Source organism: Pseudomonas sp. MF6394 (assembly GCF_002018845.1).
GTDB classification, from domain to species: domain Bacteria; phylum Pseudomonadota; class Gammaproteobacteria; order Pseudomonadales; family Pseudomonadaceae; genus Aquipseudomonas; species Aquipseudomonas lactis.
Genome location: NZ_MVOJ01000003.1, coordinates 58,668 through 84,873, shown reverse-complemented (window position 1 = coordinate 84,873; position 26,206 = coordinate 58,668). Strand labels below are relative to the sequence as shown.

General features: G+C 60.2%; 28 protein-coding genes. 18 read left to right on the top strand and 10 right to left on the bottom strand.

Annotated features, from left to right (window positions below; all coding sequences use genetic code 11):
• The 3 genes from MF6394_RS04920 (at position 1) to MF6394_RS04910 (ending at position 3,309) form a co-directional block, all read left to right on the top strand.
• Positions 1-621, top strand: a complete 621-nt coding sequence (locus MF6394_RS04920) for a 2-dehydro-3-deoxy-6-phosphogalactonate aldolase (protein ID WP_003187296.1) — start codon at positions 1-3, stop codon at positions 619-621.
• A gap of 48 nt (positions 622-669) precedes the next feature.
• Complete coding sequence (gene dgoD, locus MF6394_RS04915; protein ID WP_003187297.1) at positions 670-1,818, top strand: galactonate dehydratase; 1,149 nt, start codon at positions 670-672, stop codon at positions 1,816-1,818.
• 186 nt (positions 1,819-2,004) lie between these two features.
• Complete coding sequence (locus tag MF6394_RS04910; protein WP_032894350.1) at positions 2,005-3,309, top strand: MFS transporter; 1,305 nt, start codon at positions 2,005-2,007, stop codon at positions 3,307-3,309.
• A 33-nt stretch (positions 3,310-3,342) separates the two neighbouring features.
• Here the strand turns inward: MF6394_RS04910 and MF6394_RS04905 are convergent, their stop codons facing one another.
• The 3 genes from MF6394_RS04905 to trpB form a co-directional block, all read right to left on the bottom strand.
• On the bottom strand, positions 3,343-3,423 hold the full coding sequence (locus MF6394_RS04905; protein ID WP_234454829.1) for a BBE domain-containing protein: 81 nt from the start codon (positions 3,421-3,423) through the stop codon (positions 3,343-3,345).
• A gap of 343 nt (positions 3,424-3,766) precedes the next feature.
• Positions 3,767-4,576, bottom strand: a complete 810-nt coding sequence (trpA, locus tag MF6394_RS04900) for a tryptophan synthase subunit alpha (RefSeq protein WP_044270232.1) — start codon at positions 4,574-4,576, stop codon at positions 3,767-3,769.
• On the bottom strand, positions 4,576-5,802 hold the full coding sequence (gene trpB / locus MF6394_RS04895) for a tryptophan synthase subunit beta (RefSeq protein ID WP_014716306.1): 1,227 nt from the start codon (positions 5,800-5,802) through the stop codon (positions 4,576-4,578). The genes trpA and trpB overlap by 1 nt, the downstream gene beginning before the upstream one ends.
• 109 nt (positions 5,803-5,911) lie before the next feature.
• Between trpB and MF6394_RS04890 the strand changes: the two genes are divergently transcribed.
• A complete protein-coding gene (locus tag MF6394_RS04890; RefSeq protein WP_078466264.1) occupies positions 5,912-6,808 on the top strand; it encodes a LysR family transcriptional regulator in 897 nt (298 codons plus the stop codon).
• An 8-nt stretch (positions 6,809-6,816) separates the two neighbouring features.
• Here MF6394_RS04890 and MF6394_RS04885 read toward each other — a convergent pair whose 3' ends face one another.
• On the bottom strand, positions 6,817-7,143 hold the full coding sequence (locus MF6394_RS04885; protein ID WP_078466263.1) for a DUF883 family protein: 327 nt from the start codon (positions 7,141-7,143) through the stop codon (positions 6,817-6,819).
• 157 nt (positions 7,144-7,300) lie between these two features.
• Here MF6394_RS04885 and MF6394_RS04880 point away from each other — a divergent pair, with 157 nt between their 5' ends.
• Positions 7,301-7,516: a dodecin gene (locus MF6394_RS04880; RefSeq protein ID WP_005783406.1), complete on the top strand. Its 216-nt coding sequence runs from the start codon at positions 7,301-7,303 to the stop codon at positions 7,514-7,516.
• 116 nt (positions 7,517-7,632) lie between these two features.
• Positions 7,633-7,860, top strand: a complete 228-nt coding sequence (locus tag MF6394_RS04875; RefSeq protein ID WP_078466262.1) for a DUF1161 domain-containing protein — start codon at positions 7,633-7,635, stop codon at positions 7,858-7,860.
• Between the two features lie 58 nt (positions 7,861-7,918).
• On the opposite strand, the gene MF6394_RS04870 is transcribed toward MF6394_RS04875, so the two are convergent.
• The gene (locus tag MF6394_RS04870; RefSeq protein ID WP_034129211.1) at positions 7,919-8,920 is read right to left on the bottom strand and encodes an LLM class flavin-dependent oxidoreductase; all 1,002 of its coding nucleotides are present in this window, start codon (positions 8,918-8,920) and stop codon (positions 7,919-7,921) included.
• Between the two features lie 220 nt (positions 8,921-9,140).
• Here MF6394_RS04870 and MF6394_RS04865 point away from each other — a divergent pair, with 220 nt between their 5' ends.
• Positions 9,141-9,572, top strand: coding sequence for an OsmC family protein (locus MF6394_RS04865; RefSeq protein WP_003187311.1), 432 nt, complete (start codon positions 9,141-9,143; stop codon positions 9,570-9,572).
• Between the two features lie 212 nt (positions 9,573-9,784).
• Positions 9,785-10,024 (top strand): DUF1161 domain-containing protein, encoded by a 240-nt coding sequence (locus MF6394_RS04860; protein WP_016969660.1) that lies wholly within the window; start codon positions 9,785-9,787, stop codon positions 10,022-10,024.
• 1 nt (position 10,025) lies between these two features.
• Here the strand turns inward: MF6394_RS04860 and MF6394_RS04855 are convergent, their stop codons facing one another.
• The gene (locus tag MF6394_RS04855) at positions 10,026-10,448 is read right to left on the bottom strand and encodes a PA0061/PA0062 family lipoprotein (RefSeq protein WP_044270239.1); all 423 of its coding nucleotides are present in this window, start codon (positions 10,446-10,448) and stop codon (positions 10,026-10,028) included.
• A gap of 110 nt (positions 10,449-10,558) precedes the next feature.
• Between MF6394_RS04855 and MF6394_RS04850 the strand changes: the two genes are divergently transcribed.
• Positions 10,559-11,602 carry an aminopeptidase gene (locus tag MF6394_RS04850; protein ID WP_078466261.1) on the top strand — a complete coding sequence of 348 codons (1,044 nt, stop codon included), beginning with the start codon at positions 10,559-10,561 and terminating at the stop codon, positions 11,600-11,602.
• 95 nt (positions 11,603-11,697) lie between these two features.
• On the opposite strand, the gene MF6394_RS04845 is transcribed toward MF6394_RS04850, so the two are convergent.
• Together MF6394_RS04845 and MF6394_RS04840 are read right to left on the bottom strand one after the other, a co-directional pair.
• Positions 11,698-12,357: an HAD family hydrolase gene (locus tag MF6394_RS04845; RefSeq protein ID WP_032894340.1), complete on the bottom strand. Its 660-nt coding sequence runs from the start codon at positions 12,355-12,357 to the stop codon at positions 11,698-11,700.
• Positions 12,354-12,896 carry a gamma carbonic anhydrase family protein gene (locus MF6394_RS04840; protein ID WP_078466260.1) on the bottom strand — a complete coding sequence of 181 codons (543 nt, stop codon included), beginning with the start codon at positions 12,894-12,896 and terminating at the stop codon, positions 12,354-12,356. Before MF6394_RS04840 ends, MF6394_RS04845 begins: the two co-directional genes overlap by 4 nt.
• Positions 12,897-12,997: 101 nt before the next feature.
• Here MF6394_RS04840 and prlC point away from each other — a divergent pair, with 101 nt between their 5' ends.
• Both prlC and MF6394_RS04830 read left to right on the top strand, forming a co-directional pair.
• Complete coding sequence (gene prlC, locus MF6394_RS04835; protein ID WP_032894337.1) at positions 12,998-15,049, top strand: oligopeptidase A; 2,052 nt, start codon at positions 12,998-13,000, stop codon at positions 15,047-15,049.
• Entirely contained in the window at positions 15,046-15,321 is a 276-nt protein-coding gene (locus MF6394_RS04830) for a YheV family putative zinc ribbon protein (RefSeq protein WP_044270247.1), read from the top strand. Before prlC ends, MF6394_RS04830 begins: the two co-directional genes overlap by 4 nt.
• A 35-nt stretch (positions 15,322-15,356) precedes the next feature.
• Here the strand turns inward: MF6394_RS04830 and MF6394_RS04825 are convergent, their stop codons facing one another.
• A complete protein-coding gene (locus MF6394_RS04825) occupies positions 15,357-16,007 on the bottom strand; it encodes a dual specificity protein phosphatase family protein (RefSeq protein WP_044270331.1) in 651 nt (216 codons plus the stop codon).
• Between the two features lie 274 nt (positions 16,008-16,281).
• Between MF6394_RS04825 and MF6394_RS04820 the strand changes: the two genes are divergently transcribed.
• The 6 genes from MF6394_RS04820 (at position 16,282) to MF6394_RS04795 (ending at position 23,860) form a co-directional block, all read left to right on the top strand.
• A complete protein-coding gene (locus tag MF6394_RS04820) occupies positions 16,282-17,034 on the top strand; it encodes a gluconate 2-dehydrogenase subunit 3 family protein (protein ID WP_003187325.1) in 753 nt (250 codons plus the stop codon).
• A 2-nt stretch (positions 17,035-17,036) separates the two neighbouring features.
• Positions 17,037-18,821: a GMC family oxidoreductase gene (locus MF6394_RS04815; RefSeq protein ID WP_032894333.1), complete on the top strand. Its 1,785-nt coding sequence runs from the start codon at positions 17,037-17,039 to the stop codon at positions 18,819-18,821.
• A 12-nt stretch (positions 18,822-18,833) separates the two neighbouring features.
• Entirely contained in the window at positions 18,834-20,132 is a 1,299-nt protein-coding gene (locus MF6394_RS04810; protein WP_078466259.1) for a cytochrome c, read from the top strand.
• 82 nt (positions 20,133-20,214) lie between these two features.
• On the top strand, positions 20,215-21,273 hold the full coding sequence (locus MF6394_RS04805) for a PA0069 family radical SAM protein (RefSeq protein ID WP_032894331.1): 1,059 nt from the start codon (positions 20,215-20,217) through the stop codon (positions 21,271-21,273).
• A gap of 228 nt (positions 21,274-21,501) precedes the next feature.
• On the top strand, positions 21,502-22,233 hold the full coding sequence (locus MF6394_RS04800) for a carbonic anhydrase (RefSeq protein WP_003187331.1): 732 nt from the start codon (positions 21,502-21,504) through the stop codon (positions 22,231-22,233).
• A gap of 85 nt (positions 22,234-22,318) precedes the next feature.
• Complete coding sequence (locus MF6394_RS04795; protein ID WP_047712800.1) at positions 22,319-23,860, top strand: SulP family inorganic anion transporter; 1,542 nt, start codon at positions 22,319-22,321, stop codon at positions 23,858-23,860.
• 156 nt (positions 23,861-24,016) lie between these two features.
• On the opposite strand, the gene MF6394_RS04790 is transcribed toward MF6394_RS04795, so the two are convergent.
• Positions 24,017-24,664, bottom strand: a complete 648-nt coding sequence (locus tag MF6394_RS04790; RefSeq protein ID WP_044270258.1) for a hypothetical protein — start codon at positions 24,662-24,664, stop codon at positions 24,017-24,019.
• A 369-nt stretch (positions 24,665-25,033) separates the two neighbouring features.
• Between MF6394_RS04790 and coxB the strand changes: the two genes are divergently transcribed.
• Positions 25,034-26,161: a cytochrome c oxidase subunit II gene (coxB, locus tag MF6394_RS04785; protein WP_014716323.1), complete on the top strand. Its 1,128-nt coding sequence runs from the start codon at positions 25,034-25,036 to the stop codon at positions 26,159-26,161.
• The last annotated feature ends 45 nt before the right edge of the window (positions 26,162-26,206 follow it).

Sequence of the window (26,206 nt, the reverse complement as noted above, 5' to 3'; positions counted from 1 at the left end):
ATGCTCAAGCAAGCACTCGCACAAAACGGTTTGATCGCCATCCTGCGCGGCCTACGCCCCGACGAAGCCCAGGCGGTCGGCCAGGTGCTGTACGACGCGGGGTTTCGCGTGATCGAAGTGCCGCTCAACTCGCCAGACCCTTACACCAGTATCCGTACCCTGCGCGACAGCTTGCCCGCCGATTGCCTGATCGGTGCCGGTACGGTGTTGACGCCTGAGCAGGTCGAACAGGTCAAGGCGGCCGGAGGCCAGGTGATCGTCATGCCCCACAGCGATGCCAAGGTGCTGCGCGCGGCCAAAGCGGCGGGCCTGTATTTGTCGCCTGGGGTAGCCACGCCCACCGAAGCCTTTGCCGCACTGGCCGAAGGCGCCGATGTATTGAAACTGTTCCCGGCCGAGCAAATGGGCCCTTCAGTGATCAAGGCGTGGCTGGCGGTATTGCCGGCGGGCACGTTGCTGCTGCCGGTGGGCGGCATCACCCCGGACAACATGCAGGTGTTTACCGACGCCGGCGCCAAGGGCTTCGGATTGGGTTCCGGCCTGTTCAAGCCGGGCATGACAGTGGATCAGGTTGCGAGCCGTGCCCAGGCGTATGTCGCCGCCTGGAAAGCCCTCGGCTGAGAGCATATTCCGCGCCCACAGGCGCTGCATCTATAAGAGAGACAAGAGATGAAAATCACCAAACTGACGACCTTTATCGTTCCGCCGCGCTGGTGCTTCCTCAAGGTCGAAACCGACCAGGGTGTGACCGGTTGGGGTGAGCCTGTGGTCGAGGGCCGCGCTCACACGGTGGCCGCTGCCGTCGAGGAACTGTCCGACTACCTGATCGGCAAAGACCCACGCAACATCGAAGATATCTGGACCGTGCTCTATCGCGGCGGCTTCTACCGAGGCGGCGCGGTGCACATGAGCGCCCTCGCCGGCATCGACCAGGCGTTGTGGGACATCAAGGGCAAGGCCCTGGGTGTGTCGGTCAGCGATCTGCTGGGCGGCCAGGTGCGCGACAAAATCCGCGTGTATTCATGGATCGGCGGTGACCGCCCCGCCGACACTGCCCGTGCCGCCAAAGAGGCTGTGGCCCGTGGCTTCACAGCGGTAAAAATGAACGGCACCGAAGAATTGCAGTTTGTCGACAGCTTCGAAAAAGTCGACCTGGCCCTGGCCAACGTCGCTGCCGTGCGCGATGCGGTCGGCCCTAACGTGGGGATCGGCGTCGACTTCCATGGCCGGGTGCACAAGCCGATGGCCAAGGTGCTGATGAAAGAACTCGACCCGTACAAACTGATGTTCATTGAAGAGCCGGTGCTCAGCGAAAACTACGAGGCGCTGAAAGAACTGGCACCGCTGACCAGTACGCCGATCGCCCTGGGTGAGCGCCTGTTCTCGCGCTGGGATTTCAAGCGCGTGCTCAGCGAAGGCTATGTCGACATCATCCAGCCGGACGCTTCCCACGCCGGCGGGATTACCGAAACCCGCAAGATCGCCAACATGGCCGAAGCCTACGACGTGGCCCTGGCCCTGCACTGCCCGTTGGGCCCGATTGCCTTGGCGGCGTGCCTGCAACTGGATGCGGTTTGCTACAACGCGTTTATCCAGGAGCAGAGCCTGGGCATTCATTACAATGAAAGCAACGATCTGCTCGACTATGTGCGAGACCCGGGCGTGTTCGACTACGACCAGGGCTTTGTGAAGATCCCCAACGGCCCGGGCTTGGGCATTGAGATCAACGAGGAGTATGTGGTTGAGCGCGCGGCCATCGGCCATCGCTGGCGCAACCCGATCTGGCGCCATGCCGATGGCAGTTTTGCCGAGTGGTGATGCCTGACTGACGGAACGCGGTAAAACATGTGGGAGCGGGCTTGCTCGCGAATGCTGTGTGTCATTCAACACATCTGCGGCTGAACCACCGCATTCGCGAGCAAGCCCGCTCCCACATTTTTGATCCGGTTTCTTCAGTCAGCTCATTTTCAGACCTCAACAAACATATAAAAAGAGGCACCCCCCATGCACCCTGAATCCCTCACCGGGCAGGCTTCTTTAGTCACGCCTAGCAGAAAGCGCTTTTTCATCATGGTGCTGCTGTTCATCACCGTGGTCATCAACTACCTTGACCGCAGCAACCTGTCGATTGCCGCGCCGGCGCTGACCAGCGAACTGGGGATCGACCCGGTGCAAGTCGGGCTGATTTTCTCTGCCTTCGGCTGGACCTACGCCGCCATGCAAATCCCGGGTGGCTGGTTGGTAGACCGGGTGCCGCCGCGCATTCTCTACACGGCGGCCCTGCTGCTGTGGTCGATTGCCACCGTGATGCTCGGTTTCGCCGCCAGCTTTATCGCGCTGTTCGTGCTGCGCATGGCCGTTGGCGCGTTGGAGGCACCGGCCTATCCCATCAACAGCCGCGTGGTCACCACCTGGTTTCCCGAGCGCGAGCGCGCCACGGCTATCGGCGTCTACACTTCTGGGCAATTCGTCGGCTTGGCGTTCCTCACCCCGGTACTGGCGTGGCTGCAACATCAGTACGGCTGGCACATGGTGTTTGTGGTGACCGGTGGCGTCGGCATCCTGTGGGCCGCGATCTGGTACGCGGTGTACCGCGAGCCCAAAGATTTCAAAGGCGCCAACGAAGCCGAAATCCAACTGATCCGCGACGGTGGCGGGCTGGTGGACATGCAGGCTAAAACCGTCAAGGCACCCTTCAGTTGGACCGACCTCGGCATCGTGCTGAGTAAACGCAAGCTCTGGGGCATCTACCTGGGCCAGTTTTGCCTGAACTCCACGCTGTGGTTCTTCCTGACCTGGTTTCCGACGTACCTGGTGAAATATCGCGGCATGGACTTTATCCAGTCTGGCTTGCTGGCCTCCTTGCCGTTCCTCGCCGCGTTTGTGGGTGTGCTGTGTTCGGGGGTGTTTTCCGATTGGCTCATTCGCCGTGGGGCGTCGGTGGGCTTTGCGCGCAAGTTGCCGATCATCAGCGGGCTGCTGATTTCCACGGCGATCATCGGGGCCAACTATGTGGACTCCACGGGGTGGGTCATCGCGTTTCTGGCGGTGGCGTTTTTCGGCAATGGCCTGGCGTCGATCACCTGGTCGTTGGTGTCGACCTTGGCGCCTGCCCGTCTGCTGGGGCTGACCGGCGGGGTGTTCAACTTCATTGGCAACCTGGCGGCGATTGCCACGCCTATCGTGATTGGCTTTCTGGCCAGTGGTTCGTCCTTTGCGCCGGCCATTACCTATATCGCGGTCTTGGCGTTGCTCGGCGCACTTTCCTACATATTGCTAGTAGGCAAGGTCGAGCGGATCGAGTTGTAAAAAAGGGCGACCTTCGGGTCGCCCTTTTTCGTTCTACGGCACCGACATCTCGTTACGAAATACATTGCGCGGGTCCCAGCGCTGCTTGGTACGGCGCAAGCGGCTTTCGATCATCAGGTCGGGATAATTGATGGACTCCTAAGAGCCAAGAATGACTTCTGATGCGGCTAACTTAACGACCGAGGGGCAAGGACTGCGGGGCTTGCGAAGGTGGTTAGACGGCAAAGGGCACGAAGTGAGCTAAAAAGGAGAGACGCGATGCTTAGCCCTGTGTAGGAGCGAGCTTGCTCGCGAAAAACGTCAACGATAACGCGTGTTCGCTGAATGAACGCGGCGCCTGTAAGTTTTTCGCGAGCAAGCTCGCTCCTACACATTAGGCGAGATGTCCGCCTCCTTCTGAAGCCTAGCGTATAGGTCGGTGATATTTGGGCAGTCTGATCACCGACCGAACAGGCAGTTACTTGCGTGCGTTGCGCACACCTTCCGACAGCGCCGCGCACAGCGTCAGCACGCCATCAATGGCTTGCTGGTCGTTCTTGGCCGTGGCGATGTGATCGATCAGCGCCGAACCCACTACCACCCCGTCTGCCAGGCGTGCGATGGCCGCTGCCTGCTCTGGTGTGCGGATACCAAAGCCGATGCTGATCGGCAGGTCGGTATGGCGGCGTAAACGGGTCACGGCTTCTTCGACGTGTTCCAGGGTGGCGGCGCCGGCACCGGTTACTCCCGCGACCGACACGTAATACACAAACCCGGAGCTGCCATTGAGCACAGTAGGCAGGCGCACGTCATCGGTGGTTGGCGTGGTCAGGCGGATAAAGTCGATGCCTGCAGCCTGGGCCGGGTCGCACAGCTCGCCGTTGTGCTCAGGCGGCATGTCCACCACGATCAGGCCGTCGACACCGGCTGCCTTGGCATCGGCAATGAACTGCGACACGCCATATTTGTGGATCGGGTTGAAATAACCCATCAACACCAGCGGGGTGTCGTTGTTGTCCTGGCGGAACTCGCGAACCATCTGCAGGGTTTTCAACAGGTTCTGCTTGGCGCCCAGGGCGCGGATATTGGCCAGCTGGATGGCCGGGCCGTCGGCCATCGGGTCGGTGAAGGGCATGCCTAGTTCGATCACGTCGGCGCCGGCGGCCGGCAAGCCCTTGAGGATCGCCAGCGAAGTGTCATAACCGGGGTCGCCAGCGGTGACGAAGGTCACCAGGGCGGCACGGTTCTGTTCTTTAAGTTGCGCAAAGCGGGTTTGCAGGCGGCTCATCAGTGTTTCTCCTGCTTGGACTGTTCCATATGGTGCATCACGGTCTGCATGTCTTTGTCGCCACGGCCCGAGAGGTTGACCACCATCAGGTGATCCTTGGGCAGGTTTGGCGCGCGCTTGAATACTTCAGCCAGGGCGTGGGCGCTTTCCAGGGCAGGAATGATCCCTTCCAGGCGGCAGCATTTGTGGAAGGCTTCCAAGGCTTCGTCGTCCGTCACCGAGGTGTACTGGACGCGGCCGATGTCATGCAACCAAGCGTGTTCCGGGCCGATGCCGGGGTAGTCCAGGCCTGCGGAAATCGAGTGGGCGTCGATGATCTGGCCGTCGTCGTCCTGTAGCAGGAAGGTGCGGTTGCCGTGCAGCACGCCGGGAACGCCGCCGTTGAGGCTGGCGGCGTGCTTGCCGGTTTCAATGCCATGGCCGGCTGCTTCAACGCCGATGATTTCGACGCTGGTGTCATCCAGGAACGGGTGGAACAGGCCCATGGCGTTGGAACCACCGCCGATGCACGCCACCAGGCTGTCCGGCAGGCGGCCTTCCTGGGCTTGCAGTTGGGTACGGGTTTCCTTGCCGATCACGGCCTGGAAGTCACGCACCATGGCCGGGTACGGGTGTGGGCCGGCCACGGTACCGATCAGGTAGAAGGTGCTGTCGACGTTGGTGACCCAGTCACGCAGGGCTTCGTTCATGGCGTCTTTGAGGGTGCCGGTGCCGGCGACCACGGGGATGACTTCGGCGCCCAGCAGCTTCATGCGGAACACGTTGGCCTGCTGGCGCTCGATGTCGGTGGTGCCCATGTAGATCACGCATTGCAGGCCAAAGCGCGCCGCCACGGTGGCGGTGGCCACGCCGTGCATGCCAGCGCCGGTCTCGGCGATGATGCGTTTTTTGCCCATGCGCCGGGCCAGCAGGATCTGGCCGATGCAGTTGTTGATCTTGTGCGCGCCGGTGTGGTTGAGCTCTTCGCGCTTGAGATAGATCTTGGCGCCGCCGCAGAACTCGGTCAGGCGTTCGGCAAAGTACAGCGGGCTTGGGCGCCCGACATAGTCGCGCTGGAAGTAGGCCAATTCTTCGTTAAACGCCGGATCTACCTTGGCCGCTTCGTATTCACGGGCCAGGTCGAGGATCAACGGCATCAGGGTTTCAGCGACGTAGCGGCCACCGAACGCACCAAACAGGCCGTTGGCATCAGGGCCGTTGCGTAGATCGGTCTGGGACTGAGTCATGGGACGCTCCAGGAAAGAATGTATTTAAAGGCAATGACGGTCACTCTACGCGTGACGCCTTGGCCTGAAAACCGATAAGATCGCCGCAACCTGTCAGGAAAACTCACAGATGAGCCGCGACCTCCCTCCCCTCAACGCCCTGCGCGCTTTTGAAGCCACCGCCCGCCTGACCAGCGTCAGCCAGGCTGCGGAGCTATTGCACGTGACCCACGGCGCCGTCAGCCGCCAGTTGAAAGTGCTGGAGGAGCATTTGGGCGTGAGTCTGTTCGTCAAGGACGGGCGCGGCCTTAAACTCACAGATGCGGGTGTAAGGCTTCGCGACGCGAGCGCGGAAGCTTTCGAGCGTTTGCGCGACGTGTGCGCCGAATTGACCCAGCGCGGCGCCGATGCACCTTTCGTACTCGGCTGTTCAGGCAGCTTGCTGGCGCGCTGGTTTATCCCTCGGCTGGGGCGGTTGAATGCCGACTTGCCGGATTTACGCTTGCACCTGTCGGCGGGCGAAGGCGACCTGGACCCGCGCCGCCCTGGGCTGGATGCCTTGCTGGTGTTCGCTGAGCCGCCGTGGCCGGCGGATATGCAAGTGTATGAGCTGGCCAGCGAGCGTATCGGCCCGGTTATGAGCCCACGCTTCGCCGATTTTGAACAGCTGCGCCAGGCTCCGGCGTCGGCACTGGCCGAGCAAGCCTTGCTGCACACCACTTCAAGGCCGCAGGCCTGGCCCAGTTGGGCACGGCAACACGGCATCGAGCCCGGCGCGTTGAAACTCGGCCAGGGGTTTGAGCATTTGTATTATTTGCTGGAAGCGGCGGTTGCCGGGTTGGGGGTGGCAATTGCGCCAGAACCGCTGGTGGCAGAGGACCTGCGAGCGGGTCGCCTGGTGGCGCCGTGGGGCTTCAGCGAAACCCCGGCGCACCTGGCGTTGTGGCTACCCAAGCGCGCCGCGGATGGGCGCGCCGGGCAGTTGGCGCAATGGCTCAAGGCTGAGCTGTTGCGCCAACCGGTTTAACCGGTCAATCAGTCACCGCGTTTGCACAGCAGGTAAGCCGCCAGCAGGCCCAGTGCGCCCACGGGGACGCCAGCGGTCGTCCATGGATGCTCTTGAGCGTAGTCACGGGTGGCAGCGCTGGTTTCACGGATTTTGACTTTGCTCTCTTCGTAGGCGTCGCTGATCAGGTGACGAGAGTGCTTGAGCGCGTTCTCGGCATTGCTTTTCAAGGCCTTCAGCGTTTTGCGCGACTCATCGGACGCGTCGTCCTTGAGGCTCTCCAGAGATTTGAGCAGGCTTGAAATCTCGGCTTCCATGCTTTCCAGCGACGCTTTGCGTAAAGAAGTGTTGGCCATGTGGACATCTCCTGAAGTGATTGAGTGGCGTGTGTAGATACCGACTGCGCCGGTTTCAGAAAGTGCAGTAATTCTGAACTTTCGCCTCCCAACGGTCGCCTGAAGCAGTACGCACATTCGCTGCTAGTCTTGATTGACGACCTAAAGGAGAAACGCCATGAGTGATCATCACACGTACAAGAAAGTCGAACTGGTAGGCTCTTCCACCACCAGCATCGAAGACGCGATCAACAATGCCCTGGCCGAAGCCAACAAAAGCATCAAGCATCTGGAGTGGTTTGAGGTGACCGAAACCCGTGGTCACATCAAGGATGGCAAGGCTGCGCACTTCCAGGTCACGCTCAAAGTGGGATTCCGCATTGCCAGTAGTTGATCGGCAGAGTTGAACTTTGCCCGCTGGCCGATTGCCATAACCTGCGCTACAAACAACGGGTGCCGATGCGATGAGCGTCGGCACGCTCTTTTTGATCAGCGCAAGGAAAGTAACGGATGAAGACGTTTCTGTTGGCGGTAGGGTTGTTGAGCATTGCGGGTACCGCTATGGCGGCGGGCAAGCCTTGTGAGGAGCTGAAAAGCGAAATTGCCGCGCAAATCGACGCCAAGGGTGCTTCGGGGTATTCGCTGGAAGTGGTGGACAAAGGTGCTACGCCAAGTGACCACACAGTAGTTGGCACCTGCGAAGGTGGCACCAAGGAAATTGCCTACAAGCGCGGTTAATCTCGTGTTGTGGACATAAAAAACCGACGCCAGTGCGTCGGTTTTTTTCGCCTGGATTTCAGCCCTTCATCACTTGTGCAAGCAGCTCGTAGGAATGAATCCGATCGGCGTGCTCATACAGGTCACTGGTAAAAATCAGCTCATCGGCGCCGGTCTGCTCGATCAACACCTCCAGCTTGCCGCGAATCTTCGCCGGGCTGCCCACCATGGCCAAACCAAGAAAGCTACCGACCGCGTCTTTTTCATGGGGCAACCACAGGCCGTCCATGGTTTTGACTGGAGGGCGCTGCACCAGGCTCTGGCCGCGCATCAACGCGAGAATACGCTGGTACACCGAGGTGGCCAGGTAATCGGCCTGCTCATCGGTGTCGGCCGCCACCAGCGGAATGCCGAGCATCACGTAGGGTTTATCCAGCACCGCCGAAGGCTTGAAGTGATTGCGATACACGCGAATCGCCTCATGCATCAAGCGAGGTGCGAAATGCGAAGCGAAGGCGTAAGGCAAGCCCCGCTCACCGGCCAATTGCGCACTGAACAGGCTCGACCCCAGCAGCCACACCGGCACATTGGTGCCGGTGCCCGGCACGGCGATAACTCGTTGGTCTGGCGTACGCGGGCCCAGGTAGGCCATCAACTCGGCCACATCTTCGGGGAAGTCATCGGCACTGCCGGAGCGTTCACGGCGTAGGGCGCGGGCGGTCATCTGGTCGGAGCCGGGCGCGCGCCCCAGGCCCAGGTCAATACGGCCAGGGTAAAGGCTTTCCAAGGTGCCGAACTGCTCGGCGATCACCAGTGGCGCGTGGTTAGGCAGCATCACGCCGCCGGAACCCACGCGAATGGTCGAGGTGCCGCCTGCCAGGTAACCGAGCAGTACCGAGGTGGCCGAACTGGCGATGCCGTCCATATTGTGGTGCTCGGCTACCCAGAAACGGTGGTAGCCGAACTTCTCCACATGCTGGGCCAGGTCCAGGGAATTACGCAGCGACTGCGCCGGGCTGCCGTTGGCGCGTACGGGCACCAGGTCGAGGGTCGAGAACTTTACGTCGGACAGCGATTTCATAAGCCTGCTTCTCCAATAGGGCGCACAGGCTTTTGTAAACGAGCCAAAACCTGCCGCTGCATGTGCATGTTCTATGCAATGAGGGCATATACCCGAGATTCAATAGGAGGCTCTGAATTTTCCTACTTGATTGCTAGGTTTTTCCGACAAGATGAACTTTGCCGTGGCGTCTATCCTCAGAACCCTTACCGACGCAAAACCACCGTTCGAGGAGAAAGCTATGAGTATCGTTAAAAAGGCATCCGCGCATTGGGAAGGCGACCTGAAGACTGGCCTGGGCTCCATTTCCACGGAAACCGGCGTGCTGCGCGAAGCGCCATACGGCTTCAAGGCCCGTTTCGAGGGCGGCAAGGGTACCAACCCTGAAGAATTGATCGGCGCAGCTCACGCCGGCTGTTTCTCCATGGCGTTTTCCATGATTCTCGGCGACGCTGGGCTCAAGGCTGACAGCATCGACACCCAGGCCGAAGTGACCCTGGACCAGGTCGAGGGCGGCTTTGCGATTACAGCAGTGCATCTGATCCTGAAGGCCAAAATCCCAGGCGCGAGCCAAGCGCAGTTCGATGAACTGAGCAAAAAGGCCAAGGAAGGGTGCCCGGTGTCCAAGGTGCTGAATGCGACCATCACCTTGGATGCCACGCTGGTCAACTGACACAGCAGTCATCTTATGTGGGAGCGGGCTTGCTCGCGAATGCGGTGGATCAGCCGATATCTTCGGTGACTGATACTGCGTATTCGCGAGCAAGCCCGCTCCCACATTTTTAGTTCTGCGTTAAATCAGAACTCGTGTTCGCAAAATGTGGTCGAATAGCCCATGCAGCCTAGGCGCACACTCGTGCGCAGCGCATTCAGGGAGCTCCACACATGAAACGTTTTGCCTTGGCAATCATCTGCGGTGTATTGGCCACTTCGGCCGTGGCCGCGCCAAAAGATTGTGAAGAGCTCAGGAAAGAAATCGAAGTGAAGATCCAGGCCAAGGCGATTCCGTCCTACACCCTGGAAATCATCACCGCCGAAGAAGCCAAGAACCATGACTCAGCCATGATTGTTGGTTCTTGCGAAAACGGCACCAAGCGCATCATCTACCAAAAAAACAACGACTGACTCAGATGCAGTTCACGCTGCGCTCTTCGGCCAATAACTGGCGGCTTGAGTCGTACAGCCGAATGTTGGGCGTGAACGCCAGTGAGCGCCCTTCCAGCACATAGCGCTGGCCGGCCTGAAAGTGGTCGTACTGCAGCGTCATGAAGCAGGTGCGATACATCATCTGGCTGAGGCCACCCAAACCGCCGCCGGCGGGCACTTCAAAGTCAAAGCGCACCATCAGCTCGTGAGGGCCGGGAGGCATTTGAAAAAAGCGCCCGTCGTCGAGGTTTTTCCCGTCAAGGCGCTGAGCCATCACCAACTTTGAACCCGGTGTCGGCGTGGTGAAATCGACCCAGGCCTGCTGCGGGTCCACAGGGGGGATGGGGGTAGAGGCGCAAGCGCTGAGGAATACAGCGGCGAGGGGAAGCACAAGCTGGCGCATGGCAGGTACTCAACACGAAGAGAGGCTTGAGTATAAACACGCCACGCCGTGGAAAAATCCCCTGCAAGCGCGATAGTCTGGCGAACCAATCACCCAGGAGCAGTCAGTGCATGATCAGGCGTTTTCTTCCAGGGCTGATGGTTGCGCTGCTCAGCGGCTGCTCCAGTGTCAGTTATTACGGCCAGTTGGCGAGCGGCCAGTGGCAGCTGTTGCGGGCCCGGGAGCCGGTTGCCGAGGTGATCGCCGACCCTGCTCGCCCGCCAGTGCTGCGCGAGCATCTGGCTCAATCGCAGAAAGCCCGAGCCTTTGCCAGTGAACAGCTGCATCTGCCTGACAACCAAAGTTATCGGCTGTATGCCGATATCGGCCGACCCTATGTGGTCTGGAATGTCTTTGCCACGCAGGAATTTTCTCTGTCACCACAGAACCATTGCTTTCCCATCGCCGGTTGCGTCGCCTATCGCGGCTACTACAACCAAGGTGCGGCGCGGGGCGAGGCGGCACTGTTGCGGCAACAGGGCATGGATGTGTCGATCGGTGGCGTGGAGGCCTATTCCACGCTGGGCTGGTTCAACGACCCGATCATGAGCTCGATGATGAGCTGGGGCGATGAGCGCCTCGCCACGCTGATCTTCCATGAGCTGGCCCACCAGCGCTTCTACGTGAAGGACGACACCGAGTTCAACGAGTCCTATGCCAGTTTTGTCGAGCAGGAAGGCACGCGACAATGGCGTGCGGCGCGGGGCCTGGCGCTTGTCGGCGATGCGGCGTTGAAGCAGCGTGACCAATTTATCCGGCTGATTCTCGATACCCGTAAACGTCTGGAGGCGTTGTACGCGCAGCCGTTGGCATCGGACGCCATGCGCCGGGCCAAAGCGACGCAATTCGAACAGTTGCGCAGCGAATACCGGCACCTGCGCGATAGCCAATGGGGTGGTGACAAGCGTTATGACGCCTGGATCAACCAGCCGATGAACAATGCCCGACTGTTGCCGTTTGGGTTGTATGACCAATGGGTGCCGGCGTTTGCGGCGTTGTTTGCGCGGGAAGGTGGGGATTGGGTGAGGTTTTATACGGCGGTGGAGACGTTGGGGGGGCTGCCAGTGGAGCAGCGTAAAGCAGCGTTGAGGCAGTTGGAGAAGGTTGGCCGTTAGGGCCTTATCGCAGGCAAGCCAGCTCCCACAGTTGACCGCGTTCTCATGTTGAAAATCGGTCAGCTGTGGGAGCTGGCTTGCCTGCTAAAGCGCTCTTAAGACCGCTGCAAAAACGCCTGATGCATCTGGTCCAACGTCTCGAAATGCCAGGTCGGTGCCTCGGCATTCAGCTCTTCAAAACTCCCAAACCCATACCCCACGGCGACCGAATCCAGCCCATTGCTGCGTGCCCCGATCAGGTCATGCTTGCGATCGCCGATCATCAAGGTGGTGGCCGGGTCCAGTCGTTCCTCACGCATCAAATGCGCGATCAATTCCACCTTGTTGGTGCGCGTACCGTCCAGCTCGCTGCCGTAGATCACCTTGAAGTGCTTGGCAAAGTCGAAATGCCGCGCAATCTCGCGGGCAAATTCCCACGGTTTGGAGGTGGCGACGTACAGTTGGCGCCCTTGGCTGTTCAACTCTTCCAATAACGGCATAACGCCGTCGAACACGCGGTTTTCATACAGGCCGGTAACCTTGAAGCGCTCACGGTAGAAATTCACGGCCTCCCATGCCTTGGCCTCGTCGAAGGCGTAAAACTGCATGAACGCCTGCAACAAGGGCGGGCCGATGAAGTGTTCGAGCTTGGTCAGGTCAGGTTCATCAATGCCTAGTTTGGCCAGGGCGTACTGGATCGAACGGGTAATGCCCTCGCGCGGGTCGGTGAGGGTGCCGTCCAGGTCGAACAGGACGGTGGGGTGATGCAGGGTCATTGATCGAATCCTTCGGCCAGGTGCAGATCTTTGAGCTTCACGTAGTTCGCGGCGCTGTAGGTGAAAAAGGCGCGCTCTTTGTCAGTCAATGCGCGAATCTGTTTAACCGGGCTGCCCACATACAAAAAACCGCTGTCGAGTTTCTTGCCTGGCGGCACCAGGCTGCCGGCACCGATGATCACGTCGTCTTCAACCACGGCGCCATCCATCACGATACTGCCCATGCCGATCAGGACGCGGCTACCCACGGTGCAGCCATGCAGCATGACCTTATGGGCGATGGTCACATCGTCGCCGATCAGCAACGGGAAACCCTCAGGATTGAACGGCCCGGCATGGGTGATGTGCAGCACACAGCCGTCTTGCACGCTGGTGCGCGCACCGATGCGGATGCGGTGCATGTCGCCGCGAATCACTGTCAGCGGCCAAACCGAGCTGTCAGTGCCGATTTCGACATCGCCGATCACCACCGCCGAAATATCGACAAACGCCCCGGCGCCGAGGGTTGGCGTGTGGTTCTGATAGGTGCGAAGGGTCACGATAGCCTCTCTCTGTTGTGCTGATAGCTGCGGTGGGTGTTGATTGTAATTAAGATGGCCCCATCTTTGTTCTACATGTTTCTTCAGCCAAGGTGCCCACCGTGAGCGCGAACAACCCTCTTTTGCAGTCCTACGACCTGCCGCCGTTCTCGGCGATCCGTGCCGAACACGTGCAGCCGGCCATCGAACAGATCCTCGCCGACAACCGCGTGGCAATCGCAGAGATCCTGCAAAGTCAGGGTAAAAATCCGACGTGGGCCGGCCTGGTCCTGGCCATGGACGAACTCAATGATCGCCTGGGTGCGGCCTGGAGCCCGGTCAGCCACCTCAATGCCGTGTGCAACAGCGCCGAACTGCGCGAAGCCTACGAGGCGTGCCTGCCGGCCTTGAGCGCTTACTCTACCGAAATGGGCCAGAACCGTGAGCTGTTCCAGGCCTTCGAAGCCCTGGCCAACAGCCCGGAAGCCGCCGGTTTCGATGTGGCGCAAAAAACCATTCTGGAACACTCCCTGCGTGATTTCCGCCTGTCGGGCATCGACTTGCCGCCGGAGCAGCAAAAGCGCTATGCCGAGGTGCAGAGCAAGCTGTCCGAGCTGGGCAGCAAGTTCTCCAACCAATTGCTGGACGCCACCCAGGCCTGGACCAAGCACGTCACCGATGAAGCCACCCTTGCCGGCCTGACCGACTCGGCCAAGGCACAAATGGCCGCCGCCGCCCAGGCCAAGGGCCTCGACGGCTGGCTGATCACCTTGGAATTCCCCAGCTACTACGCCGTCATGACCTACGCCCAGGACCGTGCCCTGCGTGAAGAGGTGTACGCCGCCTACTGCACCCGTGCGTCGGACCAAGGCCCGAATGCCGGTCAGAACGATAACGGCCCGGTGATGGAACAGATCCTCGACCTGCGTCAGGAACTGGCCCAATTGTTGGGTTATGCGTCGTTCTCCGAGCTGAGCCTGGCCACCAAGATGGCCGAGTCCAGCGACCAGGTGCTGAGCTTCCTGCGTGACCTGGCCAAGCGCAGCAAACCGTTTGCTGCTCAGGACCTGCAACAGCTCAAGGCCTACGCCGCCGAGCAAGGCTGCCCTGATCTGCAAAGCTGGGACAGCGGTTTTTACGGCGAAAAACTGCGTGAGCAGCGCTACAGCGTGTCCCAGGAAGCCCTGCGCGCCTACTTCCCCATCGACAAAGTGCTGGGCGGCTTGTTTGCCATTGTGCAGCGCCTGTACGGCATCGAGATTGCTGAGCTCAAAGGCTTCGACACCTGGCACCCGGATGTTCGTTTGTTCGAAATCAAGGAAAACGGCGAGCACGTCGGGCGTTTCTTCTTCGACCTGTACGCCCGCGCCAACAAGCGTGGCGGTGCCTGGATGGATGGCGCCCGTGACCGCCGCCGTACCGTTGATGGCGTGCTGCAAAGCCCCGTCGCCAACCTGGTGTGCAACTTCACTCCGGCCGACAGCGGCAAGCCTGCCCTGCTGACCCACGATGAAGTCACCACCCTGTTCCACGAATTCGGCCATGGCCTGCATCACCTGCTCACCCGCGTGGAACATGCCGGCGTATCCGGTATCAACGGTGTGGCGTGGGACGCGGTGGAGCTGCCGAGCCAATTCATGGAGAACTGGTGCTGGGAGCCTGAAGGCCTGGCGCTGATCTCCGGCCACTACGAAAGCGGCGAGCCCCTGCCCCAGGACCTGCTGGAGAAAATGCTCGCGGCGAAAAACTTCCAGTCCGGCCTGATGATGGTGCGTCAGCTGGAGTTCTCGCTGTTCGACTTTGAACTGCACGCCACCCATGGCGATGGTCGCAGTGTGGCCCAGGTGCTGGAAGGCGTGCGCGATGAAGTCTCGGTGATGCGCCCACCGGCCTACAACCGCTTCCCCAACAGCTTCGCGCACATCTTCGCCGGCGGCTATGCGGCGGGTTACTACAGCTACAAGTGGGCCGAAGTGCTGTCGGCGGACGCGTTCTCCAAGTTCGAGGAAGACGGCGTGCTCAATGCCCAGACCGGGCGTGCGTTCCGTGAAGCCATCCTGGCGCGTGGCGGTTCCCAGGCGCCGATGGTGCTGTTCGTCGACTTCCGCGGACGAGCGCCGTCGATTGACGCACTCTTGCGCCACAGCGGCCTGAGTGAGGACGCAGCAGCATGAGTGAAGGGCCTGTGATCACCAAAAAGCAATTTATCGCCGGGGCTGTCTGCCCGGCGTGCAGCGAGCCGGACAAGTTGAAGATGTGGACCGAAGACAACGTGCCGCACCGTGAGTGCGTGGCCTGTGGGTATACCGATACGCTGAATGATCAAGGCCTGTCGGTGCCCAAGGAATTGGGCACAAGGGTCAATACCTCCGCGTTGAAAGCGCCGACGGACCCTAAAGTGCAGGCAGTGCAGTTCTTCCCAAACCCGAAGCTGAAAAAAGACTAACCCCGCACCCCCTGTAGGAGCGAGCAAGCTCGCTCCTACAGTTTTTTCTCTTCCTGGCCCGTAGTGGTGATCCAGTCTTTCATTGAGCACAACGCAAACGCGCTGGTGCTGCAATCCCCATTCGCCAAAGCTGTGCGCAATTTGTCGACATCGGCTTTCATCATGTAGCGAACGCCATCCTTGAAGCCATTGCTGCTGCCAAAGCCGCCCAAGGTCATCTCGTTCAGTGCATCCTCCTTGCTCCACCCCTGAACCACCACCCGATACATCGCCGCCATCAGGCCGGTGCGGTCGGCGCCGTGCTTGCAGTGCATCAACACCGGGCCATCGGCCTCTGCTGCCTGAATCGCTCTGATCGCCGCCAGCACGTCGGAATCGTCGACGTGGTTGGTGCGATAGCTCAACTGCACCTGTTTGATATCAGATGATTGGAGCCACTGCGCATCAGATTCCGGCAGGAAGTTGATGACCGTAGCGATCTTGAGTGTTTGCAACAGGGGCAGCGCACGCTCATCCGGCAATGCACTGCGATAGAGCGTGGGTGTCATTTGGTGCAGGTTGTATTGGCTACCCACCGGCTGGGCCCATTCCGGCGAGCGGATCGACGCAGCCTCATCGGCTTGTACGGTGTTGAGCAGGCTCATGAGCGCCAGGCCTAGAACGAGCAGTATGCGTGTGTTGAACATGAACGTTGTGACCGAGCGAGGAAGTGGCTGATGGGCCACAGACTCACTCAAGGCGGGTCAATACGGCGTGAGGTCCGTGTCAAAGAATCGTGATGCTTGCGATCTGATCCGGTGTTTTTGTCGTCGAATTGACGCCTCTGAATTCTTAGCCTGCTATCATTTGTAACTAATGTTTGCCATTGTGCTGTATCTGCTTGGATCCAATTAGCCGCAAGCCTTCACGCTGCTCCCAGAAGCGGCGGATAAACCCGTGACCACATGATGAGGTGTACCCATGTCTGATCAAGATCAAGACAACCCCCGGCGTGACTTTTTACGCAAATCCTTGACCTTGATCCCGGTGGTCACGGTTGCCAGCACCGGCCTTGGCGGTTCGATGCTGATGGCCACGCCGGAACCGGCCCAAGCCGAACCGGCCAAGCCTGCGGTCAGCGATAAAGCCTATGAGCCAAGCTATTTCACGGCCGAGGAATGGGCGTTTATCAACGCTGCCGTCGAGCGCTTGATTCCCGCTGATGCCCAGGGCCCGGGTGCCTTGGAGGCTGGCGCGCCGGAATACATCGACCGCCAGATGAACACCCCTTACGCCAGTGGCGCCCTGTGGTTCATGCAAGGCCCGTTCAACGCCGATGCGGCGCCGGAGATGGGCTGGCAGAGCAAATTGGTGCCCAAGGAGATCTATCGTCTGGGTATTGCTGCCACGGATGCCTGGTCGAAAGCGTTCAACGGTAAAGCTTTTGCTGCACAAGACAGCGCTACCCGAGACGATATGCTCAGGCGTCTGGAGGCTGGCGGCAGCGAAGTGGCGGCGCATTTCGATGCCGTGCCGCCCAAGATGTTCTTCAACCTTTTGCTGCAGAACACCAAGGAAGGCTTCTTCTGCGACCCTATCCACGGTGGCAATAAAGGCATGGTCGGCTGGACCATGATCGGCTTCCCCGGCGCCCGCGCCGACTTCATGGATTGGGTGGAACGCAACGAGCAATACCCCTTCCCGGCTGTTTCCATTCGCGGCGAGAGGGCATAAACGTGGCGACCATCATGAAGAAAGTGGATGCAGTGATTGTGGGCTTCGGCTGGACGGGCGCGATCATGGCCAAGGAGCTGACGGAAGCGGGCCTCAACGTGGTAGCGCTGGAGCGCGGCCCGATGCAGGACACTTACCCAGACGGCAACTATCCCCAGGTCATCGACGAATTGACCTACAGCGTGCGTAAGAAGCTGTTCCAGGACATCTCCAAAGAAACGGTGACCATTCGCCACAGCGTAAATGACGTCGCCCTGCCCAATCGTCAGTTGGGCGCTTTCTTGCCGGGTAATGGCGTCGGTGGTGCGGGGCTGCACTGGTCAGGCGTGCATTTTCGCGTCGACCCGATTGAGCTGCGCATGCGCAGCCATTACGAAGAGCGCTACGGCAAAAACTTTATTCCCAAGGACATGACCATCCAGGACTTCGGCGTCAGCTATGAAGAGCTGGAGCCGTTTTTCGACTACGCGGAAAAAGTCTTTGGCACCTCCGGCCAGGCCTGGACGGTCAAGGGCCAACTGGTCGGCGAAGGCCGCGGCGGCAACCCCTACGCGCCGGATCGTTCCAACCCGTTCCCGCTTGAAGCGCAGAAAAATACCGTCTCCGCCCAGCTGTTTCAGAAAGCGGCGACCGACGTCGGTTACAAACCTTACAACCTGCCGTCGGCCAACACGTCGGGGCCGTACACCAACCCCTACGGTGCGCAGATGGGTCCGTGCAACTTCTGCGGCTTTTGCAGTGGCTACGTGTGCTACATGTACTCCAAGGCCTCGCCGAATGTGAACATCCTGCCGGCCCTGCGCCAGGTGCCGAACTTCGAGCTGCGGCCCAATTCCCACGTGCTCAAGGTCAACCTCGACAGCACCAAGAAGAAAGCCACCGGCGTGACCTACATCGACGCTCAGGGCCGCGAATGTGAACAGCCGGCGGACCTGGTGATTCTTGGCGCCTTCCAGTTCCATAACGTGCGTTTAATGCTGCTGTCCGGCATCGGCAAACCCTATGACCCGATTACCAATGAAGGCGTGGTCGGCAGGAACTTCGCCTACCAGAACATGGGCACCATCAAGGCGTTCTTCGACAAGGACACCCACACCAACAACTTTATCGGCGCGGGCGGCAATGGCGTGGCCATCGACGACTTCAACGCCGACAACTTCGATCACGGCCCTCACGGCTTCGTGGGTGGCTCGCCGATGTGGGTCAACCAGGCCGGCAGCCGGCCGATTGCCGGTACGTCCAACCCGCCGGGCACGCCGGCCTGGGGCAGCGCCTGGAAGCGCGCCACCGCCGATTACTACACCCATCAGGTCTCCATGGACTCCCACGGCGCCCATCAGTCCTACCGCAGCAACTACCTGGATCTGGACCCGGTTTACCGCGATGCCTACGGCCTGCCACTGCTGCGCATGACCTTCGACTGGCAAGAAAACGACATCAAGATGAACCGCTTCATGATGGAAAAAATGGGCAAAGTGGCCCAGGCCATGAACCCCAAGGCCATCGCCGTGCTGGGCAAAAAGGTCGGTGAGCATTTCAATACCGCCTCCTACCAGACCACCCACCTCAACGGTGGCGCGATCATGGGTACCGACCCGAAAACCAGTGCGTTGAACCGCTACTTGCAGAGCTGGGATGTGCACAACGTATTTGTCCCCGGTGCTTCCGCTTTCCCACAAGGGCTGGGCTACAACCCTACCGGCCTGGTGGCAGCGTTGACCTATTGGTCGGCGCGAGCGATTCGCGAGCAGTACCTCAAAAACCCCGGCCCACTGGTTCAGGCATAAGGAGCGATGACCATGAAAGCACTCGTTATCGCCTCCCTGGCGCTGTTCAGCAGCTGCTCGATCAGCGCCGCCGAAACCGACTTGATCAAGCAGGGCGAGTACCTGGCGCGTGCCGGTGACTGTGTCGCCTGCCATACCGCCAAGGGTGGCAAGCCCTTCGCTGGTGGCCTGCCGATGGAAACACCGATTGGCGTGATCTATTCCACCAACATCACCCCGGACAAGACCGGGCTGGGCGACTACAGTTTCGAGGATTTCGACAAGGCCGTGCGCCATGGCGTCGCCAAGAACGGTAGTACGCTTTACCCGGCGATGCCCTACCCGTCTTACGCGCGCGTCAGCGACAGCGATATGCAAGCGTTGTATGCGTACTTCATGAAGGGGGTCGAACCGGTTGCCCAAGAAAACAAGGACAGCGATATTCCCTGGCCCTTGAGCATGCGTTGGCCATTGGCGGCCTGGCGCTGGATGTTCGCCCCGGCGGTCGAGGCGCATCAGCCGCAAGCCGCTGCCGACCCGGTGATTGATCGCGGCGCCTACCTGGTGGAAGGTCTCGGCCATTGCGGCGCCTGCCATACGCCGCGTGCCCTGACCATGCAGGAAAAAGCCTTGAGTGCCACGGACGGCAGCGCCTTCCTGTCTGGCAGTGCGCCGTTGGAAGGCTGGATTGCCAAAAGCCTGCGCGGCGATCACAAGGATGGCCTCGGCAGCTGGAGCGAAGAGCAGTTGGTGCAGTTCCTCAAGACCGGTCGCAGCGACCGCAGTGCGGTGTTCGGCGGCATGAGTGATGTGGTTGTGCACAGCATGCAGTACATGTCCCAAGAGGACCTGACCGCTATCGCCCGCTACCTCAAGAGCCTGCCGGCGGTCGATCCCAAGGACCAGCCGCACCAGTACGACAAGCAGGTAGCGCAAGCGCTGTGGAAGGGCGATGACAGCAAGCCGGGTGCGTCGGTGTATATCGACAACTGCGCGGCCTGCCACCGTACCGATGGCCATGGCTATACGCGGGTATTCCCGGCGCTGGCGGGCAACCCGGTGTTGCAGACGGCAGATGCCACGTCGTTGATCAACATTGTGTTGAACGGCGGCACCTTGCCGGCCACCCATGCGGCGCCGTCAACCTTCACCATGCCGGCGTTCGCCTGGCGTCTGTCGGACCAGGAAGTGGCGGATGTAGTCGGTTTTATCCGTGGTAGCTGGGGCAACCAGGGCGCGCCGGTCAAGGCGAGCGATGTGGCGGATCTGCGCAAAAACGATCTGCACACCACCTCGGGCGATGATCTGGGGCAGGTGACGCAAAAGCACTGATAAGTTCGCTGGCCGCCCAACGGCACTGGTCAGAAACCTCGCGCCTCGATACTGTATATAAAAACAGTATCGAGGCGTTTTCATGTCTACTGCGCTGCCGCCCCGTGGCCGGGGTACGGCCACCAACCTGCACAATCGGTTTGCACCCACCGTCAGCGTGGCCGAGGACGACGGTTGGTACCAGGAAGTGCCGCCGACCCAAGGCACCGAAGTGCGTATCGAAACGGCCAAGACCATCATCACCCGCAATAACTCGCCGGACTTGCCGTTTGATCGGTCCATCAACCCGTATCGCGGTTGTGAGCATGGTTGCATCTACTGCTATGCGCGGCCCAGCCATGCCTATTGGGACATGTCGCCCGGGCTGGACTTTGAAACCAAATTGATTGCCAAGAGCAACGCGGCCGATGTGCTGGAACAGCAGCTGTCCAAGCCGGGCTACGTGTGCGCACCGATCAACCTGGGCTCCAATACCGATCCGTACCAGCCAATCGAGCGTGAATACCGGATTACCCGGCAGACCCTTGAAGTACTGCTGCGCTACCGCCACCCAGTGACGATCATCACCAAGGGCTCGCTCATCCTGCGCGACCTCGACCTGCTGACCGAGTTGGCCCGCCAGCGCCTGGTAGCGGTGATGATCAGCCTCACCAGCCTGGATGATGAACTCAAGCGCATCCTGGAACCGCGCACGGCAGCGCCCAAGGCGCGGCTGCGGGCGATTCGGGTGATGCGCGACGCGGGCATTCCGGTGGGCGTGCTGTGCTCGCCGATGATCCCGATGATCAACGACAGTGAACTGGAGAGCCTGCTTACCGAAGCTCACGCTGCCGGTGCACAAAGCGCGGCGTATATGATGCTGCGCCTGCCGTTGGAGGTGGCGCCGTTGTTCGAGGAGTGGCTGGCGGCCCATTACCCGCAGCGTGCGGCCCATGTGATGAGCCTGGTGCGCCAGGTACGCGGGGGGCAGGTGTATGACAGCCGGTTTGGCGTGCGCATGCGCGGTGAGGGGCCGTTTGCCGATTTGCTGGCGCAGCGTTTCACCAAGGCAATCAAACGCCTTGGGCTGAATCGGCGGGAAGGGTTCAACCTCGATTGCACAGCGTTTTGCCCACCGGGCAGGCAGATGGCTTTGTTGTAGACTGATGGGGAAACGTGCACCTTTGCTGTAGGAATAGTCGCGTTTTGACATCACTGAAACCCGCGTTCTAGAGCGGTTCATTCAGTTTGAGTTAAGTTTCGGCGGTTACCTTGTTCAGCGAGTGACTGATGAGTCGGCGGCTTGGCCGGTGTGTGTTTTACAACTATTTCACCGCCATGGCGTCGAACTGACCTGAACCCTCCCCTGCATTGATCAAGAGGATGAATCATGAGTGACAAGGATAAACAGCCGTTGGCTGCGTCGGCTTCAGCCCCTCAGGTGGCGGAATCCGCCGATGCAGCGCTGCAGCATATCGTTGACGGCTTTTTGCATTTCCATCACGACGTCTTCCCCCAGCAGGAAGAACTCTTCAAGAAACTCGCCACTGCCCAGAGCCCACGGGCAATGTTCATCACCTGCGCCGACTCGCGCATCGTGCCCGAGCTGATCACCCAGAGCTCCCCAGGCGACCTGTTCGTGACCCGTAACGTCGGTAACGTGGTGCCGCCTTACGGCCAGATGAACGGTGGTGTTTCCACCGCTATCGAGTACGCGGTGCTCGCCCTTGGCGTACAGCACATCATCGTGTGCGGGCATTCGGACTGCGGCGCCATGCGTGCCGTGCTCAACCCCGACAGCCTGGAAAAGATGCCAACGGTCAAGGCCTGGCTGCGTCACGCCGAGGTCGCCAAGACCATGGTCCATGACAACTGCGACTGCGCCAACGAAGGCGAGAGCATGGCGGTGCTGACCGAAGAAAACGTCATCGCCCAACTGCAACACTTGCGCACCCACCCTTCCGTGGCTTCGCGCATGGCCAATGGTCATTTGTTTATCCATGGTTGGATCTACAACATCGAGACCAGCGAAATACGGGCCTACGATGCGGACAAAGCGGCGTTCCGACCGCTGAACGGCACCGAGCCGATCCCTTCAGCGACGCCTAAAGCGCGCTTCTAAAACACTTCCCTGCCGGGTAATGCGGTGGCTGCCATGGATGCAGCCAGGCTTTACCGCGCCCGGCGAATGCCTCGGGAGAGTCATCATGCGTGCTGCTCAATTGAAAGCTGTATTGCCACGGGAGCTGCTCGCCTCGGTGGTTGTTTTTCTGGTCGCCTTGCCACTGTGCATGGGCATCGCGATTGCGTCCGGCATGCCGCCGGCCAAGGGCCTGATCACTGGCATCATCGGTGGCCTGGTGGTGGGCTGGCTGGCCGGCTCGCCGCTGCAGGTCAGCGGCCCGGCGGCAGGTCTGGCGGTGTTGGTGTTCGAACTGGTACGCCAGCACGGCATGCTGATGCTGGGGCCGATCCTGTTGCTGGCCGGCTTCCTGCAATTGGTGGCCGGGCGTTTGCGCCTGGGCTGCTGGTTTCGCGTCACCGCGCCAGCGGTGGTCTACGGCATGTTGGCCGGCATTGGCGTGTTGATCGTGCTGTCGCAGATCCATGTGATGCTCGACGGCGCGCCCAAGCCGTCAGGGCTGGATAACCTGGCAGGCTTCCCGGCAGCGCTGGCTGAAGCGATTCCTACCTTCGGCGGCGGGCTCGGCTGGCAGGCTGGCGTACTCGGCCTGTCGACGATGATGGTGATGTACCTGTGGGACAAATTCCGCCCGCAACCACTGCGGTTTGTGCCTGGCGCGTTGCTTGGCGTGGGCCTGGCGACCGTCGCCAGCCTGGTGCTGGCGCTGCAGGTCAAGCGCGTGGAAGTTCCGGAAAACCTGGCGGACGCTATCGACTGGCTGCGCCCCAGCGACCTGCTGAACCTGGCTGATCCACAGCTGCTGATCGCGGCGTTCGCCGTGGCGTTTATTGCCAGTGCCGAAACCCTGCTGTCTGCCGCAGCGGTGGACCGCATGCACAGTGGTCAACGTTCCGATTTCGACAAGGAATTGTCGGCCCAAGGGGTGGGTAACATGCTTTGCGGCCTGGTGGGTGCATTGCCAATGACCGGCGTGATCGTACGCAGCTCGGCTAACGTCCAGGCCGGTGCTACCACACGTCTGTCGGCGATGTTCCATGGCCTGTGGCTGCTGGGCTTCGTACTGTTGCTGTCGAGCGTGCTGCAAAGCATTCCGGTCGCGAGCCTGGCGGGTGTGCTGGTGTACACCGGCATCAAACTGGTAGACGTCAAGGCGTTCAAGGCGCTGGGCCGCTATGGGCGGATGCCGATGTTCACCTATGCGGCCACCGCGCTGGCAATCATCTTCACCGATTTGCTGACCGGCGTGCTGGTGGGCTTCGGGCTCACATTGCTCAAGTTGGCCTTCAAGGCTTCGCGCCTGAAAGTCAGCCTGATCGACCTGCCCCAGGAAGGTGAGATGGAGCTGCGTTTGACGGGGGCGGCGACCTTTCTGAAGGTGCCGGCGTTGACTCAGGTGCTGTCGGCTGTGCCTGCGGGGACCACCTTGCATGTGCCGCTGAGTAACTTGAGTTACATCGACCACTCTTGCCTGGAGTTGCTGGAAGAATGGGGTCGAGCCAATGCCGCCAAGGGTTCGACGTTGGTGATCGAGGCGCGTGGGTTGAAGCGTCGGCTGGAAGGTCGGGTGAGAACGACAGTGGGGATCGGCTCAGCCCCTGCCTGAACAGCACAATACCCGGTTCTTTGTAGGAGCGAGCTTGCTCGCGAAAAACCCTAACGATAACGCGAACTTGCTGAATAAACGCGGCATCTGTGAGTTTTCCGCGAGCAAGCTCGCTCCTACAAAAAGCGTGTCCAGCTCCCCTGTTGGAGCCGTGATTTATGCCGGCTGATCCAGCGACAGCTCAACCCCAAGCTGGCGCGACAGGCACGGCCAGCGCTTCCAGGACGCTTCGGTCTGCGGGCTCTTGAGCTGTTCGCGATAGGCCTCGACCGACTCCAGCGCAAAGCTGTCCTCGTTAAGCATCTCATCCACCGCCAGGTGTACGGCTTCATCCAATTGGTTGGCGAAGTCTTCACCGATCAGTCGATGGGCGATCACGTTAGCCACGGTGGTATCCGCTGGGATCAACGGCTGGCCGAAATGCTTGATGTACAGATCGTTCACTTCTTCGACCAGGCGATGCGCCAGGTAGGCCTCATCCAGCAGGCCATCAAGGCCGTCGTGGCCGGCCAGGATCGCGGGCGGCTGCAGGAAGAAATGTTCAGCGATTTTCAGTACTGGTTTGATCTGGCTTTCAATCCCGGCCTCACGGGCCACGTCATTGGCGGCGTCGAGCAAATCAGGAACCAGGTCGATGTAGGCAGTCACAAAGCGCGTCATGACGATGTTGCGATCACCGTCTGCCAGAGAAATGGCCGAGTGCAGGTGCGGCAATTGTTGTTCCAGCTGAATGGCAAGTTGGCCGGTGGTGGCTTCGTGTTGATGGGCACGGGAAATCTGCTCGCGCAATGCGGCGGTGTTCATGAGGGCTCCAGTGAAGCAGGCGTAGGAAAAGGGAAAAGACAAGGTAGTTCGTTTATACGAGCGCCTAAGACGCATTTGTCATAATTATTTCATGGTTATAGGCAGGGGCTATATCGAAATGCCATCGTTCGTCGGATAAACGATTCCGCCGCCCATTTTACGGGCTCCGTCTGTCTGTTTCTATTCATTTGCCCCCACACATTGCGGGGTTGCTACGGCTGTCTATACTCGATTTTGTACGCAATTAGCTGATGACGCCCAACTGCATGACGCAGGCAAGGCTTGGCGGTTGTAAGCAGTATGGAAGCCGCTCCCTTCGCCGCAGGTGCAAACCGGCGGGATAACAAGAAACATAAAGGGGAACCCGCAATGACGCGACATCCACACGTTTGGATGGGCCTCCTGTTGTGGTCGGTATTCGGCCAGGCGCACGCCGCCTGGACTACGAATATGGCGCCAGGGGCTACTGAAGTCAGCCACGCTGTGTTTGACCTGCACATGACCATTTTCTGGATCTGTGTGGTGATCGGCATCGTCGTGTTTGGCGCGATGTTCTGGTCGATGATCCTGCACCGCCGATCCACGGGCCAGGTAGCGGCCAAGTTCCACGAAAGCACCACCGTGGAAATCCTCTGGACGGTGGTGCCCTTGCTGATTCTGGTGGCCATGGCCATTCCGGCCACCAAGACCCTGATCAACATCTACGACAGCAGTGAGTCGGATATCGATATCCAGGTCACCGGGTATCAGTGGAAGTGGCATTACAAATACCTGGGCCAGGATGTGGAGTTCTTCAGCAACCTGGCCACGCCCGCCGAGCAGATCCATAACCAGGCTACCAAGGGTGAACACTACCTGTTGGAAGTCGACCAGCCGCTGGTATTGCCGGTGGGTGCCAAGGTGCGCTTTCTGGTGACCGCCGCCGATGTGATCCACTCATGGTGGGTACCGGCCTTTGCGGTCAAGCGCGACGCCATCCCCGGCTTCGTCAACGAGGCCTGGACTCGCGTCGAGAAGCCCGGCATCTACCGTGGCCAGTGCGCCGAACTGTGTGGCAAGGACCATGGCTTCATGCCCATCGTGGTTGAGGTCAAGTCCAAGGCTGACTACGACACCTGGCTGGGCGAGCGCAAGGAGGAGGCGGCCAAGCTCAAGGAGCTGACCTCCAAGGAGTGGACGCTGGACGAACTGGTGGCCCGTGGTGACAAGGTCTATCACACCACTTGCGTGGCCTGTCACCAGGCCGAGGGCCAAGGTTTGCCACCGATGTTCCCGGCGCTCAAGGGCTCGAAAATCGCCACGGGGCCGGCCAAAGACCATCTGAGCATCGTGTATCACGGCAAGCCCGGCACCGCGATGGCCGCCTTTGGCAAGCAACTCTCTGAAGTGGATATCGCCGCCGTGGTGACCTATGAGCGTAACGCCTGGGGCAATAACAAAGGCGACATGGTCACGCCCAAAGACGTGCTGGCTCTGAAACAGGCCCAAAGCAAATGACGACTTTCATTGCCAATGCCCTGAATCGCCCCGCTCACTCGCTTG